The 14,786-nt window shown below is 58.6% G+C and carries 18 protein-coding genes; all 18 read left to right on the top strand.

Annotation, left to right across the window (positions count from 1 at the left end):
• Positions 1 to 4: 4 nt before the first annotated feature.
• Genes pduC through pduW form a run of 18 tightly spaced genes read left to right on the top strand, consistent with a single transcriptional unit; the run spans position 5 to position 14,707 of the window.
• Positions 5 to 1,669: a propanediol dehydratase large subunit PduC gene (pduC, locus tag ACLJNW_RS01360; protein ID WP_001256899.1), complete on the top strand. Its 1,665-nt coding sequence runs from the start codon at positions 5 to 7 to the stop codon at positions 1,667 to 1,669.
• A gap of 10 nt (positions 1,670 to 1,679) precedes the next feature.
• Entirely contained in the window at positions 1,680 to 2,354 is a 675-nt protein-coding gene (pduD, locus tag ACLJNW_RS01355; RefSeq protein ID WP_000405050.1) for a propanediol dehydratase medium subunit PduD, read from the top strand.
• Between the two features lie 14 nt (positions 2,355 to 2,368).
• A complete protein-coding gene (pduE, locus tag ACLJNW_RS01350) occupies positions 2,369 to 2,890 on the top strand; it encodes a propanediol dehydratase small subunit PduE (RefSeq protein ID WP_001090600.1) in 522 nt (173 codons plus the stop codon).
• A gap of 15 nt (positions 2,891 to 2,905) precedes the next feature.
• A complete protein-coding gene (gene pduG, locus ACLJNW_RS01345) occupies positions 2,906 to 4,738 on the top strand; it encodes a propanediol dehydratase reactivase alpha subunit PduG (RefSeq protein WP_001268884.1) in 1,833 nt (610 codons plus the stop codon).
• Complete coding sequence (gene pduH, locus ACLJNW_RS01340; protein ID WP_023204612.1) at positions 4,728 to 5,078, top strand: propanediol dehydratase reactivase beta subunit PduH; 351 nt, start codon at positions 4,728 to 4,730, stop codon at positions 5,076 to 5,078. The genes pduG and pduH overlap by 11 nt, the downstream gene beginning before the upstream one ends.
• Positions 5,079 to 5,096: 18 nt before the next feature.
• Positions 5,097 to 5,372: a propanediol utilization microcompartment protein PduJ gene (pduJ, locus tag ACLJNW_RS01335; RefSeq protein ID WP_001057755.1), complete on the top strand. Its 276-nt coding sequence runs from the start codon at positions 5,097 to 5,099 to the stop codon at positions 5,370 to 5,372.
• A 3-nt stretch (positions 5,373 to 5,375) separates the two neighbouring features.
• The gene (gene pduK, locus ACLJNW_RS01330; RefSeq protein WP_077911656.1) at positions 5,376 to 5,858 is read left to right on the top strand and encodes a propanediol utilization microcompartment protein PduK; all 483 of its coding nucleotides are present in this window, start codon (positions 5,376 to 5,378) and stop codon (positions 5,856 to 5,858) included.
• On the top strand, positions 5,858 to 6,490 hold the full coding sequence (locus ACLJNW_RS01325) for a phosphate propanoyltransferase (protein ID WP_023204615.1): 633 nt from the start codon (positions 5,858 to 5,860) through the stop codon (positions 6,488 to 6,490). Before pduK ends, ACLJNW_RS01325 begins: the two co-directional genes overlap by 1 nt.
• Positions 6,487 to 6,978, top strand: a complete 492-nt coding sequence (gene pduM, locus ACLJNW_RS01320; RefSeq protein WP_001012965.1) for a propanediol utilization microcompartment protein PduM — start codon at positions 6,487 to 6,489, stop codon at positions 6,976 to 6,978. Before ACLJNW_RS01325 ends, pduM begins: the two co-directional genes overlap by 4 nt.
• 3 nt (positions 6,979 to 6,981) lie before the next feature.
• Positions 6,982 to 7,257 (top strand): propanediol utilization microcompartment protein PduN, encoded by a 276-nt coding sequence (pduN, locus tag ACLJNW_RS01315; protein ID WP_000549825.1) that lies wholly within the window; start codon positions 6,982 to 6,984, stop codon positions 7,255 to 7,257.
• Positions 7,258 to 7,266: 9 nt separating this feature from the next.
• A complete protein-coding gene (pduO, locus tag ACLJNW_RS01310; RefSeq protein ID WP_001029488.1) occupies positions 7,267 to 8,277 on the top strand; it encodes a two-domain cob(I)yrinic acid a,c-diamide adenosyltransferase PduO in 1,011 nt (336 codons plus the stop codon).
• A complete protein-coding gene (gene pduP, locus ACLJNW_RS01305) occupies positions 8,274 to 9,668 on the top strand; it encodes a CoA-acylating propionaldehyde dehydrogenase PduP (protein ID WP_001097680.1) in 1,395 nt (464 codons plus the stop codon). The genes pduO and pduP overlap by 4 nt, the downstream gene beginning before the upstream one ends.
• A gap of 11 nt (positions 9,669 to 9,679) precedes the next feature.
• Positions 9,680 to 10,792 carry a 1-propanol dehydrogenase PduQ gene (gene pduQ, locus ACLJNW_RS01300; RefSeq protein ID WP_001091465.1) on the top strand — a complete coding sequence of 371 codons (1,113 nt, stop codon included), beginning with the start codon at positions 9,680 to 9,682 and terminating at the stop codon, positions 10,790 to 10,792.
• On the top strand, positions 10,789 to 12,144 hold the full coding sequence (gene pduS / locus ACLJNW_RS01295; RefSeq protein WP_001271293.1) for a cobalamin reductase PduS: 1,356 nt from the start codon (positions 10,789 to 10,791) through the stop codon (positions 12,142 to 12,144). Before pduQ ends, pduS begins: the two co-directional genes overlap by 4 nt.
• Positions 12,145 to 12,146: 2 nt before the next feature.
• Positions 12,147 to 12,701: a propanediol utilization microcompartment protein PduT gene (gene pduT, locus ACLJNW_RS01290; RefSeq protein WP_000075774.1), complete on the top strand. Its 555-nt coding sequence runs from the start codon at positions 12,147 to 12,149 to the stop codon at positions 12,699 to 12,701.
• Positions 12,701 to 13,051 carry a propanediol utilization microcompartment protein PduU gene (gene pduU, locus ACLJNW_RS01285; RefSeq protein ID WP_000441098.1) on the top strand — a complete coding sequence of 117 codons (351 nt, stop codon included), beginning with the start codon at positions 12,701 to 12,703 and terminating at the stop codon, positions 13,049 to 13,051. Before pduT ends, pduU begins: the two co-directional genes overlap by 1 nt.
• Before the next feature lie 4 nt (positions 13,052 to 13,055).
• Positions 13,056 to 13,508 carry a propanediol utilization protein PduV gene (gene pduV, locus ACLJNW_RS01280; protein WP_000826277.1) on the top strand — a complete coding sequence of 151 codons (453 nt, stop codon included), beginning with the start codon at positions 13,056 to 13,058 and terminating at the stop codon, positions 13,506 to 13,508.
• Complete coding sequence (pduW, locus tag ACLJNW_RS01275; protein ID WP_023204607.1) at positions 13,493 to 14,707, top strand: propanediol utilization propionate kinase PduW; 1,215 nt, start codon at positions 13,493 to 13,495, stop codon at positions 14,705 to 14,707. The genes pduV and pduW overlap by 16 nt, the downstream gene beginning before the upstream one ends.
• Positions 14,708 to 14,786: the final 79 nt, after the last annotated feature.

The following is a 14,786-nucleotide window of genomic DNA, read 5'->3' as shown; positions in this document are numbered from 1 at the left end:
ATTCATGAGATCGAAAAGATTTGAAGCACTGGCGAAACGCCCTGTGAATCAGGACGGCTTTGTTAAGGAGTGGATCGAAGAAGGCTTTATCGCAATGGAAAGCCCGAACGACCCAAAACCGTCGATAAAAATCGTTAACGGCGCGGTAACCGAGCTGGACGGAAAACCGGTTAGCGAATTCGACCTGATCGACCACTTTATCGCCCGCTACGGCATCAACCTGAACCGCGCCGAAGAAGTGATGGCGATGGATTCGGTCAAGCTTGCCAATATGCTGTGCGATCCTAACGTCAAGCGCAGCGAAATCGTTCCGCTGACCACCGCCATGACCCCGGCGAAAATTGTTGAAGTGGTTTCGCATATGAACGTCGTCGAAATGATGATGTCGATGCAGAAAATGCGCGCTCGCCGCACGCCGTCTCAGCAGGCGCACGTCACCAACGTTAAAGACAACCCGGTGCAAATCGCCGCCGACGCCGCCGAAGGCGCATGGCGCGGGTTTGACGAACAAGAAACCACGGTTGCGGTAGCACGCTACGCGCCGTTCAACGCCATCGCGCTGTTGGTCGGCTCTCAGGTTGGTCGTCCGGGCGTACTGACGCAGTGCTCACTGGAAGAAGCCACCGAGCTGAAGCTCGGCATGCTGGGCCACACCTGCTACGCCGAAACCATCTCCGTTTACGGCACCGAGCCGGTCTTCACCGACGGTGACGATACCCCATGGTCGAAGGGCTTCTTAGCCTCTTCCTACGCCTCTCGCGGCCTGAAAATGCGCTTCACCTCCGGTTCTGGCTCCGAAGTGCAGATGGGCTACGCCGAAGGCAAATCCATGCTGTATCTGGAAGCGCGCTGCATCTATATCACCAAAGCCGCGGGCGTTCAGGGGCTGCAAAACGGCTCCGTAAGCTGTATCGGCGTACCGTCTGCCGTGCCGTCAGGCATTCGTGCCGTGCTGGCGGAAAACCTGATCTGCTCGTCACTGGATCTGGAATGCGCCTCCAGTAACGACCAGACCTTCACCCACTCCGATATGCGTCGTACCGCGCGCCTGCTGATGCAGTTCCTGCCGGGTACCGACTTTATCTCCTCTGGTTATTCCGCGGTGCCGAACTACGACAACATGTTCGCCGGTTCCAACGAAGATGCGGAAGACTTTGACGACTACAACGTTATCCAGCGTGACCTGAAAGTGGACGGCGGTTTGCGCCCGGTTCGCGAAGAGGACGTTATCGCCATCCGTAACAAAGCCGCCCGCGCGCTGCAGGCCGTGTTTGCCGGAATGGGACTACCGCCGATTACCGATGAAGAAGTTGAAGCCGCGACCTATGCCCACGGTTCGAAAGATATGCCGGAGCGTAACATCGTCGAAGACATCAAGTTCGCCCAGGAAATCATCAATAAAAACCGCAACGGTCTGGAAGTCGTTAAAGCGCTGGCGCAGGGCGGGTTTACCGACGTGGCCCAGGACATGCTCAACATCCAGAAAGCCAAGCTAACCGGCGACTATTTGCACACCTCCGCCATTATCGTCGGCGACGGACAAGTGCTCTCTGCGGTTAATGACGTCAATGACTATGCCGGTCCGGCAACAGGTTATCGCCTGCAGGGAGAACGCTGGGAAGAGATTAAAAACATCCCTGGCGCTCTTGATCCCAACGAGATTGATTAAGGGGTGAGAAATGGAAATTAATGAAAAATTGCTGCGCCAGATAATTGAAGACGTGCTCCGCGATATGAAGGGCAGCGATAAACCCGTCTCGTTTAATGCGCCTGCGGCATCCACAGCGCCACAGACCGCTGTGCCTGCGGGCGACGGCTTTCTGACCGAAGTGGGCGAAGCGCGCCAGGGCACTCAGCAGGACGAAGTCATTATCGCCGTCGGCCCGGCATTTGGCCTGGCGCAAACCGTCAATATCGTCGGCTTACCGCATAAGAGCATTCTGCGCGAAGTCATTGCCGGTATTGAAGAAGAAGGCATCAAGGCGCGCGTGATTCGCTGCTTTAAATCTTCCGACGTGGCGTTCGTCGCCGTTGAAGGTAACCGCCTGAGCGGATCCGGCATCTCCATCGGCATCCAGTCGAAAGGTACTACGGTTATCCACCAGCAGGGGCTACCGCCGCTCTCCAACCTGGAGCTGTTCCCGCAGGCACCGCTGCTGACGCTGGAAACCTACCGTCAGATTGGTAAAAACGCCGCCCGCTATGCGAAACGAGAATCACCGCAGCCGGTCCCTACGCTCAATGACCAGATGGCACGCCCGAAGTACCAGGCAAAGTCGGCCATTTTGCACATTAAAGAGACCAAGTACGTCGTGACGGGCAAAAACCCGCAGGAACTGCGCGTGGCGCTTTGATAAAGGATAACTCCATGAATACCGACGCAATTGAATCGATGGTCCGGGACGTATTGAGCCGCATGAACAGCCTGCAGGGCGATGCGCCAGCAGCGGCTCCTGCGGCAGGCGGCACGTCCCGCAGCGCAAAGGTCAGCGACTACCCGCTGGCGAACAAACACCCGGAATGGGTGAAAACCGCCACCAATAAAACGCTGGACGACTTTACGCTGGAAAACGTGCTGAGCAATAAAGTCACCGCTCAGGATATGCGTATTACCCCGGAAACCCTGCGCTTACAGGCCTCTATCGCCAAAGATGCGGGTCGCGACCGGCTGGCGATGAACTTTGAACGCGCCGCCGAACTGACCGCGGTACCGGACGATCGCATTCTTGAAATCTACAACGCCCTTCGCCCCTATCGCTCGACGAAAGAAGAGCTGATGGCTATCGCCGACGATCTCGAAAACCGCTATCAGGCGAAGATCTGCGCAGCTTTCGTTCGCGAAGCGGCAACGCTGTATGTCGAGCGTAAAAAACTCAAAGGCGACGATTAACTTTAGGGGTAGACAATGCGATATATAGCTGGCATTGACATCGGTAACTCATCAACGGAAGTCGCACTGGCGCGGCAAGATGAGACTGGCGCACTGACGATTACGCACAGCGCGCTGGCGGAAACCACCGGGATCAAAGGCACGTTGCGTAACGTGTTCGGCATTCAGGAAGCGCTCGCCCTCGTCGCAAAGCGCGCGGGGATCAATGTCAGCGATATTTCGCTCATCCGCATTAACGAAGCCACGCCGGTGATTGGCGATGTGGCGATGGAAACCATTACCGAAACCATCATCACCGAATCGACAATGATCGGCCATAACCCAAAAACGCCGGGCGGAGTAGGCCTTGGTGTGGGTATCACGATTACGCCGGAGGAGCTGTTAACCCGCCCGGCGGACTCGTCCTATATTCTGGTGGTGTCATCGGCATTCGATTTTGCCGACATCGCCAATGTTATCAACGCCTCAATGCGTGCCGGATACCAGATTACCGGCGTCATTTTGCAGCGCGACGATGGCGTACTAGTCAGCAACCGGCTGGAAAAATCGCTGCCGATCGTTGACGAGGTTCTGTACATCGACCGCATTCCTCTGGGGATGCTGGCGGCGATTGAAGTCGCCGTGCCGGGGAAGGTTATCGAGACCCTCTCCAACCCTTACGGCATCGCCACCGTATTCAACCTCAACGCCGATGAGACGAAAAACATCGTCCCGATGGCGCGCGCGCTGATTGGCAACCGTTCCGCCGTAGTGGTTAAAACGCCATCCGGCGACGTCAAAGCGCGCGCAATACCCGCCGGTAACCTGGAGCTGCAGGCGCAGGGTCGTACCGTGCGCGTGGATGTTGCCGCCGGTGCCGAAGCTATCATGAAAGCGGTGGACGGCTGCGGCAAGCTCGACAACGTCACCGGCGAGGCCGGGACCAATATCGGCGGCATGCTGGAGCACGTACGCCAGACCATGGCCGAGCTAACCAATAAGCCCAGCAGCGAGATTTTCATTCAGGATCTTCTGGCCGTTGACACCTCGGTTCCGGTGAGCGTCACCGGCGGTCTGGCCGGGGAGTTCTCGCTGGAGCAGGCCGTCGGCATCGCCTCGATGGTGAAATCAGACCGTCTGCAGATGGCGATGATTGCCCGTGAAATTGAGCAGAAGCTTAATATCGACGTGCAGATCGGCGGCGCTGAGGCTGAAGCCGCCATTCTGGGCGCGCTGACCACGCCGGGTACCACCCGACCGCTGGCGATCCTCGACCTCGGCGCGGGCTCCACCGATGCCTCCATCATCAACCCTAAAGGCGAAATCATCGCCACCCATCTCGCCGGAGCAGGCGACATGGTCACGATGATTATTGCCCGCGAACTGGGGCTGGAAGACCGCTATCTGGCGGAAGAGATCAAAAAATACCCGCTGGCTAAGGTCGAAAGCCTGTTCCACTTACGCCACGAGGATGGCAGCGTCCAGTTCTTCCCGACGCCGCTGCCTCCTGCGGTGTTCGCCCGCGTCTGCGTGGTGAAACCGGACGAACTGGTGCCGCTTCCCGGCGACTTAGCGCTGGAAAAAGTGCGCGCCATTCGCCGCAGCGCTAAAGAACGCGTCTTTGTCACCAACGCCCTGCGCGCGCTGCGTCAGGTCAGTCCAACCGGCAACATTCGCGATATTCCGTTCGTGGTGCTGGTCGGCGGCTCGTCGCTGGATTTCGAAGTTCCGCAGCTGGTCACCGATGCGCTGGCGCACTACCGCCTGGTCGCCGGGCGGGGAAATATTCGCGGTAGCGAAGGCCCAAGAAACGCGGTGGCCACCGGCCTGATTCTCTCCTGGCACAAGGAATTTGCATATGGACAGTAATCACAGCGCCCCGGCCATCGTCATTACCGTTATCAATGACTGCGCCAGCCTCTGGCACGAAGTGCTGCTGGGTATCGAAGAGGAAGGCATCCCTTTCCTGCTTCAGCATCACCCGGCTGGAGATATCGTTGACAGCGCCTGGCAGGCGGCGCGCAGCTCGCCGCTGCTGGTCGGCATTGCCTGCGATCGACACTCGCTGGTCGTGCATTACAAGAATTTACCCGCATCGGCGCCGCTTTTTACGCTGATGCATCATCAGGACAGTCAGGCCCAACGCAACATCGGTAATAACGCGGCACGGCTGGTCAAAGGGATCCCTTTTCGGGATCTCCATGCTTAATCACAGGAGAACGGCAGTATGAATAACGCACTGGGACTGGTTGAAACAAAAGGGCTGGTCGGCGCCATTGAAGCCGCCGATGCAATGGTTAAATCCGCCAACGTACAGCTGGTGGGCTACGAAAAAATTGGTTCTGGCCTGGTTACCGTCATGGTTCGCGGCGATGTCGGCGCGGTTAAAGCAGCCGTAGATGCCGGCAGCGCGGCGGCAAGCGTAGTGGGTGAAGTGAAATCCTGCCACGTTATCCCGCGTCCGCACAGCGATGTTGAGGCCATTTTACCGAAATCAGCCTAATCGATGGCAAATAAGGAGCACCGCGTGAAGCAATCACTGGGATTACTTGAAGTTTGTGGTCTGGCACTGGCTATCAGCTGCGCCGATATCATGGCGAAATCCGCTTCTATCACGCTGCTCGCCCTCGAAAAGACCAATGGTTCAGGCTGGATGGTGATTAAAATTACCGGTGATGTGGCCTCCGTGCAGGCGGCTATCACCACCGGTGCGCAATTTGCCGAACAGCGGAATGGTCTGGTGGCCCACAAGGTTATCGCCAGGCCCGGAGAAGGGATCCTGCTCGCAGAGACACCCCCCCCCCCCGTCATTGAACCTGAGCCTGAAGAGTCAGAGATAGCTGCTGTCGTTTCTGAAGCGCCAGCAGAAGAGGCCCCGCAGGAATCAGAACTGGTCAGTTGCAACCTGTGTCTGGATCCAAAATGTCCGCGCCAGAAGGGCGAACCTCGTACGCTTTGCATCCATTCCGGCAAGCGAGGTGAAGCGTAATGGATAAAGAGCTTCTGCAATCAACGGTCAGTAAAGTTCTTGATGAGATGCGCCAGCGGCCTATCCCGCTGGGCGTCTCAAACCGTCATATCCACCTGTCCGCACAGGATTATGAGCGGCTGTTTCCCGGCCATCCCATCAGCGAGAAAAAAGCGCTGCTGCAGCCGGGACAATACGCTGCGGAGCAAACCGTCACCCTGGTAGGGCCGAAAGGACAGCTAAAAAATGTGCGCCTGCTCGGCCCGCTGCGCTCGGTAAGCCAGGTGGAAATTTCGCGTACCGATGCCAGAACGCTGGGGATTTCCGCGCCGCTGAGAATGTCCGGCAACCTGAAGGGCACACCTGGCATCCGCCTGATCAGCCCCTTTGGCGAACTGGAATTATCTTCCGGGGTTATCGTCGCGCAGCGGCATATCCATATGTCGCCGCTTGATGCGCTGATCCTGCGGGTTTCCCACGGCGATATGGTCTCCGTGGCGATTGAAGGCGACGATCGCGGGCTGATTTTCAACAACGTGGCGATTCGCGTTTCACCGGACATGCGCCTCGAAATGCACATTGATACCGATGAAGCCAACGCCGCTGGTGCCGATAACCCGCATGCCTTTGCCCGGCTGGTAGGCCCGCGATGAACGGCGAAACCCTGCAGCGCATTGTCGAGGAGATTGTCTCCCGGCTGCAGCGCCGTGCCCAGAGCACGGCGACGCTGAGCGTTACGCAACTTCGTGATGCCGACTGTCCAGCACTGTTCTGTCAGCACGCGTCGCTGCGCATCCTGCTCGTCGACCTGCCGCTGCTGGGTCAGCTTGCGGATGCAGAAACCGACGATGCCGCCGCCCGGAAAATTCACGACGCGCTGGCGTTTGGCATCCGCGTACAGCTCAGCCTGCACAGCCAGTTGCTGCCGGTTATCCCGGTAAAAAAACTGGCTCGTCTGCCGCTGGTATTCACCGACGAGCACGGACTGCCGCTGGTTCTGCATGCGGGTTCGGTGCTGAGCTATCGCGATGTCGCGCTGCTAAGCCGGGGGCGTCTGGTTGTCCACCGCAAATGCATCGTGACCGCCATGGCGCGTGACGCGGCCAATGCGCGGAATATTCAATTAATTAAGCAGGAGTAAATCATGCATCTGGCACGAGTCACGGGCGCGGTTGTCTCCACGCAAAAATCACCTTCTTTGATTGGGAAAAAGCTGCTGCTGGTGCGTCGGGTCAGCGCCGATGGCGAACTCCCCGCCTCGCCCACCTCCGGCGATGAAGTGGCCGTGGACTCCGTCGGCGCGGGCGTCGGCGAACTGGTTTTGCTCAGCGGCGGCTCCAGCGCCAGGCACGTTTTTTCCGGGCCAAATGAGGCCATCGACCTCGCCGTTGTCGGCATTGTAGATACGCTTTCGCGTTAAGGGGCGGTTATGGCGATTTATACCCGAACAGGTGACGCTGGCACCACATCACTGTTTACCGGCCAGCGGGTGAGCAAAACCCACCCGCGGGTTGAAGCCTACGGCACGCTGGATGAGCTGAACGCCGCGCTGAGCCTGTGCGCCTGCGCCGCTGCGGATGAAAATCACCGCACCTTACTCGAGGCCATCCAGCAGCAACTTTTTTGGTTTAGCGCAGAGCTGGCCAGCGACAGCGAGCAGCCGTCGCCCAAACAGCGCTACATCAGCAGCGAAGAGATTTCGGCCCTGGAAGCCGCTATCGATCGGGCAATGGCCCGCGTCGAACCGCTGCACAGCTTTATTTTACCCGGACGCTGCGAAGCCGCGAGCCGATTACATTTTGCCCGCACGCTGGCGCGCCGCGCCGAACGCCGTCTGGTTGAACTGGCAACTGAAGTCAACGTACGCCAGGTGCTGATGCGCTACATCAACCGCTTATCGGACTGCCTGTACGCCCTGGCCCGCGCGGAAGATAGCGATGCGCACCAGGCCAACATCATCCGCGAAGTTAGCAAGCGCTATCTGGCTGCCAGCCAGCCGACCCGCAGCAAGGAGACAACGCCCGTGGCCCTCTCATTCCACGATCTGCACCAGCTCACCCGCGCCGCCGTTGAACGCGCGCAGCAACTGCAGGTTCCGGTAGTCGTCAGCATCGTTGACGCGCACGGCACGGAAACTGTGACCTGGCGGATGCCGGACGCCCTGCTGGTCAGCAGCGAGCTGGCGCCGAAAAAGGCCTGGACCGCAGTGGCGATGAAAACGGCGACCCATGAGCTGAGCGATGTCGTTCAGCCGGGCGCCGCGCTTTACGGTCTGGAAAGTCATTTACAGGGAAAAGTGGTCACCTTTGGCGGCGGTTACGCCCTGTGGCGCGGCGGCATATTAATTGGGGGTCTTGGCATCAGCGGCGGCAGCGTTGAGCAGGACATGGACATAGCACAGACCGCCATCGCGGCTATTAACGTGGGAACTCATCAATGAATACTTCTGAACTCGAAACCCTGATTCGCACCATTCTTAGCGAGCAATTAACCACGCCGGCGCAAACGCCGGTCCAGCCTCAGGGCAAAGGGATTTTCCAGTCCGTGAGCGAGGCCATCGACGCCGCGCACCAGGCGTTCTTACGTTATCAGCAGTGCCCGCTAAAAACCCGCAGCGCCATTATCAGCGCGATGCGTCAGGAGCTGACGCCGCTGCTGGCGCCCCTGGCGGAAGAGAGCGCCAATGAAACGGGGATGGGCAACAAAGAAGATAAATTTCTCAAAAACAAGGCTGCGCTGGACAACACGCCGGGCGTAGAAGATCTCACCACCACCGCGCTGACCGGCGACGGCGGCATGGTGCTGTTTGAATACTCACCGTTTGGCGTTATCGGTTCGGTCGCCCCAAGCACCAACCCGACGGAAACCATCATCAACAACAGTATCAGCATGCTGGCGGCGGGCAACAGTATCTACTTTAGCCCGCATCCGGGAGCGAAAAAGGTCTCTCTGAAGCTGATTAGCCTGATTGAAGAGATTGCCTTCCGCTGCTGCGGCATCCGCAATCTGGTGGTGACCGTGGCGGAACCCACCTTCGAAGCGACCCAGCAGATGATGGCCCACCCGCGAATCGCAGTACTGGCCATTACCGGCGGCCCGGGCATTGTGGCAATGGGCATGAAGAGCGGTAAGAAGGTGATTGGCGCTGGCGCGGGTAACCCGCCCTGCATCGTTGATGAAACGGCGGACCTGGTGAAAGCGGCGGAAGATATCATCAACGGCGCGTCATTCGATTACAACCTGCCCTGCATTGCCGAGAAGAGCCTGATCGTAGTGGAGAGTGTCGCCGAACGTCTGGTGCAGCAAATGCAAACCTTCGGCGCGCTGCTGTTAAGCCCTGCCGATACCGACAAACTCCGCGCCGTCTGCCTGCCTGAAGGCCAGGCGAATAAAAAACTGGTCGGCAAGAGCCCATCGGCCATGCTGGAAGCCGCCGGGATCGCTGTCCCTGCAAAAGCGCCGCGTCTGCTGATTGCGCTGGTTAACGCTGACGATCCGTGGGTCACCAGCGAACAGTTGATGCCGATGCTGCCAGTGGTAAAAGTCAGCGATTTCGATAGCGCGCTGGCGCTGGCCCTGAAGGTTGAAGAGGGACTGCATCATACCGCCATTATGCACTCGCAGAACGTGTCGCGCCTGAACCTCGCGGCCCGCACCCTGCAAACCTCGATATTCGTCAAAAACGGCCCATCTTATGCCGGGATCGGCGTCGGCGGCGAAGGCTTTACCACCTTCACTATCGCCACGCCAACCGGTGAAGGGACCACGTCAGCGCGTACTTTTGCCCGTTCCCGGCGCTGCGTACTGACCAACGGCTTTTCTATTCGCTAACTGAGGTCGCGATGAATACCTTCTCACTACAAACGCGGTTGTACAGCGGTCAGGGCAGCCTGGCGGTGCTCAAGCGCTTTACCAATAAGCACATCTGGATAATCTGCGATGGCTTTCTGGCGCGCTCTCCGCTGCTGGATACCCTGCGTAACGCGCTGCCCGCAGATAACCGCATCAGCGTCTTTAGCGAGATAACGCCGGACCCCACCATCCACACAGTGGTTCAGGGCATTGCGCAAATGCAGGCTCTGCAACCGCAGGTGGTGATTGGTTTTGGCGGCGGCTCGGCAATGGACGCGGCGAAAGCGATTGTCTGGTTTAGCCAGCAGAGCGGGATCAACATCGAAACCTGCGTGGCGATCCCGACCACCAGCGGCACCGGCTCGGAAGTGACCAGCGCCTGCGTAATTAGCGACCCGGATAAAGGCATCAAGTATCCGCTGTTCAACAATGCGCTGTATCCGGATATGGCGATCCTCGACCCGGAGCTGGTGGTCAGCGTACCGCCGCAGATTACCGCCAACACCGGCATGGACGTGCTGACCCACGCCCTGGAGGCCTGGGTGTCACCGCGCGCCAGCGACTTTACCGACGCGCTAGCGGAAAAGGCCGCCAAACTGGTGTTCCAGTATCTGCCGACGGCGGTGGAAAAAGGCGACTGCGTGGCGACGCGCGGGAAAATGCACAACGCTTCAACGCTCGCCGGGATGGCCTTCAGCCAGGCGGGGCTGGGGCTTAACCACGCGATAGCCCACCAGCTTGGCGGACAGTTTCATCTGCCGCACGGGCTGGCCAATGCGCTGCTGCTCACGACGGTGATCCGCTTTAACGCGGGTGACCCGCGCGCCGCCAAACGCTATGCGCGGCTGGCCAAAGCCTGCGGTTTTTGCCCGGCAGAAGCCAATGACGTTGCGGCAATCAATGCGCTGATTCAGCAAATCGAACTGCTTAAGCAACGCTGCGCCCTTCCCTCACTGGCCGTTGCGCTTAAAGAAGGAAGATCCGACTTTTCCGCACGTATTCCGGCGATGGTGCAGGCCGCGCTGGCGGATATCACGCTGCGCACCAACCCGCGCCCGGCCAGCGCCGAGGAAATTCGCGAGCTGCTGGAGGAACTGCTATGAGCGCCGCCATCAATAGCGTTGAAATGTCCCATAGCGCCGATGAAATTCGCGAGCGCGTCCGCGCAGCGGGCGTTGTCGGCGCGGGCGGCGCAGGTTTTCCCGCTCACGTCAAACTACAGGCGCAGGTAGAGATTTTTCTGGTGAACGCCGCCGAGTGTGAACCGATGCTCAAAGTTGACCAGCAACTGATGTGGCAGCAAGCTGCGCGCCTTGTGCGCGGCGTACAGTACGCCATGACGGCAACCGGCGCGCGCGAAGGGGTGATAGCCCTGAAAGAAAAATACCGCCGGGCCATCGACGCCCTCACCCCACTGCTGCCAGACGGTATCCGCCTGCATATCCTGCCGGATGTTTATCCTGCGGGCGATGAGGTGCTAACTATCTGGATGGCAACCGGCCGCCGGGTCGCCCCGGCTGCGCTACCGGCCAGCGTCGGCGTGGTCGTCAATAACGTGCAAACGGTGCTGAATATTGCCCGGGCGATCGAGCAGCAGTTTCCGGTCACTCGTCGCACGTTGACCGTGAACGGCGCGGTCGCCAGACCGTTGACCGTTACCGTTCCTATCGGCATGTCACTGCATGAAGTGCTGGCGCTGGCGGGCGGCGCAACGGTCGACGACCCTGGTTTTATTAACGGCGGCCCGATGATGGGTGGTCTGATTACCTCTCTTGATAACCCGGTGACGAAAACTACCGGCGGCCTGCTGGTGCTCCCAAAAAGCCATCCGCTTATCCAGCGCAGGATGCAGGACGAGCGCACAGTGCTTTCCGTCGCGCGCACCGTCTGCGAACAGTGCCGACTCTGTACCGATCTCTGCCCACGACATCTGATCGGCCACGAACTCTCTCCGCACCTGCTGGTGCGGGCGGTGAACTTTCATCAGGCTGCCACGCCGCAACTGCTGCTGAGCGCCCTTACCTGCTCGGAATGCAACATTTGCGAAAGCGTGGCCTGCCCGGTCGGGATCTCGCCGATGCGCATCAACCGCATGTTAAAACGCGAGCTGCGGGCGCAAAACCAGCGCTACGAAGGGCCGCTGTATCCAGCCGACGAGATGGCGAAATATCGCCTCGTGCCAGTGAAGCGGCTGATCGCCAAACTGGGACTAAGCCCCTGGTACCAGGAAGCGCCGCTGGTTGAAGAAGAGCCGTCAGTAGAAAAAGTCACTTTGCAGCTGCGCCAGCATATTGGTGCCAGCGCAGTACCGACTGTTGCCGTCGGCGAGCGCGTGACGCGCGGGCAATGCGTTGCCGATGTCCCGCCTGGCGCGCTCGGCGCATCCATTCACGCCAGCATCGACGGCGTTGTATCGGCCATCAGCGAACAGGCCATCACGGTTGTAAGAGGTTAACCATGTCTCAGGCTATAGGAATTTTAGAACTCACCAGCATTGCCAAAGGGATGGAACTCGGCGATGCGATGCTGAAAAGCGCCAACGTCGATCTACTGGTCAGCAAGACCATCTGCCCGGGGAAGTTTTTACTGATGCTCGGCGGGGATATCGGCGCTGTCCAGCAGGCCATTGAAACCGGTACGTCGCAGGCCGGCGAGATGCTCGTCGACAGCCTGGTGCTGGCAAATATTCATCCCAGCGTACTTCCGGCCATCAGCGGCCTGAACAGCGTCGATAAGCGTCAGGCGGTCGGCATCGTCGAAACCTGGAGCGTGGCGGCCTGCATTAGCGCCGCAGACCGGGCGGTGAAAGGCTCAAACGTCACCCTGGTGCGGGTGCATATGGCCTTCGGTATCGGCGGTAAATGCTACATGGTGGTGGCGGGCGACGTTTCTGACGTCAATAACGCCGTGACGGTTGCCAGCGAAAGCGCGGGCGAGAAAGGGTTGTTGGTTTACCGTTCGGTGATCCCACGCCCGCATGAAGCCATGTGGCGACAGATGGTGGAGGGATAATGGAAAGACAACCGACAACGGATCGCATGATTCAGGAATACGTGCCGGGAAAACAGGTCACCCTCGCGCACCTGATTGCCAATCCCGGCAAAGCTCTCTTTAAGAAGCTGGGCCTGCCGGATGCGGTGTCCGCCATTGGCATCCTTACCATCACGCCGAGCGAAGCCTCGATTATCGCCTGCGATATCGCTACCAAATCCGGCGCGGTGGAGATTGGTTTTCTTGACCGCTTTACCGGCGCGGTGGTGCTGACTGGCGATGTTTCCGCCGTGGAATATGCCCTTAAGCAGGTGACGCGCACACTGGGCGAGATGATGCAGTTCACCACTTGCTCGATCACCCGGACGTAACGTCATGAAGCGTCTGATGTTTATCGGTCCCAGCCAGTGCGGCAAAACCTCGCTGACCCAAAGCCTGCGCGGCGAAGCGCTCCATTATAAGAAAACCCAGGCCATTGAATGGTCGCCGATGGCTATCGACACGCCGGGCGAATACCTGGAGAACCGCTGCCTGTACAGCGCCCTGCTGACCAGCGCCTGCGAGGCCGACGTCATCGCCCTGGTGCTGAATGCCGACGCCCAGTGGTCGCCCTTTTCTCCGGGTTTTACCGCCCCGATGAACCGCCCGACGATTGGCCTGGTCACCAAGGCCGATCTCGCCGAGCCGCAGCGTATTTCGCTGGTTGCGGAGTGGCTTACGCAGGCTGGCGCACAGCAGATTTTTATTACCAGCGCGCTGAATAACTCGGGTCTCGACGCCGTGCTGGATTTTCTGAATTCGAAGGAACCTTTATGTCTTACAAAATAATGGCCATTAACGCCGGTAGCTCATCGTTAAAATTTCAGCTGCTGGAGATGCCGCAGGGCGACATGCTCTGCCAGGGACTGATTGAACGTATCGGTATGGGGGATGCGCAGGTGACAATTAAGACGCACAGCCAAAAATGGCAGGAAACCGTCCCCGTTGCCGATCATCGCGATGCGGTAACGCTGCTTCTGGAAAAGCTGCTGGGTTATCAAATCATTAACAGTCTGCGGGACATTGACGGGGTGGGCCATCGTGTGGCGCACGGCGGTGAGTTTTTTAAAGACTCGACGCTGGTCACGGATGAAACGTTAGCGCAAATCGAACGTCTTGCTGAACTGGCCCCGCTTCACAACCCGGTAAACGCGTTGGGTATTCACGTTTTTCGTCAACTGTTGCCTGATGCCCCTTCCGTAGCCGTGTTTGATACGGCATTTCACCAGACGCTGGATGAACCCGCCTATATTTACCCGCTTCCCTGGCATTATTACGCGGAACTGGGGATTCGCCGTTATGGCTTTCATGGCACCAGCCATAAGTATGTCAGCGGCGTTCTGGCGGAAAAGCTGGGCGTACCACTCAGCGCATTACGGGTGATTTGTTGTCATCTTGGAAACGGTAGCAGCATCTGCGCCATCAAGAACGGGCGTTCGGTCAATACGTCGATGGGCTTTACGCCGCAGTCAGGCGTGATGATGGGCACCCGTAGCGGAGATATTGATCCCTCTATTCTGCCGTGGATAGCCCAGCGCGAAAGCAAAACGCCGCAACAGTTGAATCAGTTATTAAATAATGAGTCAGGCTTGCTGGGCGTTTCTGGCGTGTCGTCTGATTACCGCGATGTCGAACAGGCAGCCAATACCGGTAACCGGCAGGCTAAACTCGCTCTCACTCTGTTTGCCGAACGCATTCGCGCCACCATTGGCAGCTATATTATGCAAATGGGAGGACTGGATGCGCTGGTATTCACTGGGGGAATTGGCGAGAACTCAGCGCGCGCCAGATCGGCGGTTTGCCATAATTTGCAATTTTTAGGCTTAGCCGTTGATGAAGAGAAAAATCAGCGTAATGCGACATTTATCCAGACGGAGAACGCCCTGGTGAAAGTCGCCGTCATCAACACCAACGAAGAGTTAATGATCGCACAAGACGTTATGCGCATTGCGCTACCGGCCACGGAAGGGCTTTGTGTACCAGCCTGAGAGGGGTATACGACGCATTGCGGCAAGTCATGGTAATAACGCTTTTACCATGACACTATGCGCGCACACTATTCGTACC

The organism is Salmonella sp. SAL4457, from assembly GCF_046548235.1.
In the GTDB taxonomy this organism is placed as follows: domain Bacteria; phylum Pseudomonadota; class Gammaproteobacteria; order Enterobacterales; family Enterobacteriaceae; genus Salmonella; species Salmonella enterica.
The sequence above is the reverse complement of the archived record's forward strand: the minus strand, read 5'-3'. Positions and strand labels throughout refer to the sequence as shown.

Bases quoted from the DNA above. Each gene is read 5' to 3' on its own strand.
- pduW (WP_023204607.1), top strand. From the start codon at position 13,493: ATGTCTTACAAAATAATGGCCATTAACGCCGGTAGCTCATCGTTAAAA.
- pduC (WP_001256899.1), top strand. From the start codon at position 5: ATGAGATCGAAAAGATTTGAAGCACTGGCGAAACGCCCTGTGAATCAG.
- pduT (WP_000075774.1), top strand. From the start codon at position 12,147: ATGTCTCAGGCTATAGGAATTTTAGAACTCACCAGCATTGCCAAAGGG.
- pduU (WP_000441098.1), top strand. From the start codon at position 12,701: ATGGAAAGACAACCGACAACGGATCGCATGATTCAGGAATACGTGCCG.
- pduM (WP_001012965.1), top strand. From the start codon at position 6,487: ATGAACGGCGAAACCCTGCAGCGCATTGTCGAGGAGATTGTCTCCCGG.
- pduH (WP_023204612.1), top strand. From the start codon at position 4,728: ATGGACAGTAATCACAGCGCCCCGGCCATCGTCATTACCGTTATCAAT.
- ACLJNW_RS01325 (WP_023204615.1), top strand. From the start codon at position 5,858: ATGGATAAAGAGCTTCTGCAATCAACGGTCAGTAAAGTTCTTGATGAG.
- pduP (WP_001097680.1), top strand. From the start codon at position 8,274: ATGAATACTTCTGAACTCGAAACCCTGATTCGCACCATTCTTAGCGAG.
- pduS (WP_001271293.1), top strand. From the start codon at position 10,789: ATGAGCGCCGCCATCAATAGCGTTGAAATGTCCCATAGCGCCGATGAA.
- pduG (WP_001268884.1), top strand. From the start codon at position 2,906: ATGCGATATATAGCTGGCATTGACATCGGTAACTCATCAACGGAAGTC.
- pduV (WP_000826277.1), top strand. From the start codon at position 13,056: ATGAAGCGTCTGATGTTTATCGGTCCCAGCCAGTGCGGCAAAACCTCG.
- pduK (WP_077911656.1), top strand. From the start codon at position 5,376: ATGGCAAATAAGGAGCACCGCGTGAAGCAATCACTGGGATTACTTGAA.
- pduD (WP_000405050.1), top strand. From the start codon at position 1,680: ATGGAAATTAATGAAAAATTGCTGCGCCAGATAATTGAAGACGTGCTC.
- pduQ (WP_001091465.1), top strand. From the start codon at position 9,680: ATGAATACCTTCTCACTACAAACGCGGTTGTACAGCGGTCAGGGCAGC.
- pduO (WP_001029488.1), top strand. From the start codon at position 7,267: ATGGCGATTTATACCCGAACAGGTGACGCTGGCACCACATCACTGTTT.
- pduN (WP_000549825.1), top strand. From the start codon at position 6,982: ATGCATCTGGCACGAGTCACGGGCGCGGTTGTCTCCACGCAAAAATCA.
- pduJ (WP_001057755.1), top strand. From the start codon at position 5,097: ATGAATAACGCACTGGGACTGGTTGAAACAAAAGGGCTGGTCGGCGCC.
- pduE (WP_001090600.1), top strand. From the start codon at position 2,369: ATGAATACCGACGCAATTGAATCGATGGTCCGGGACGTATTGAGCCGC.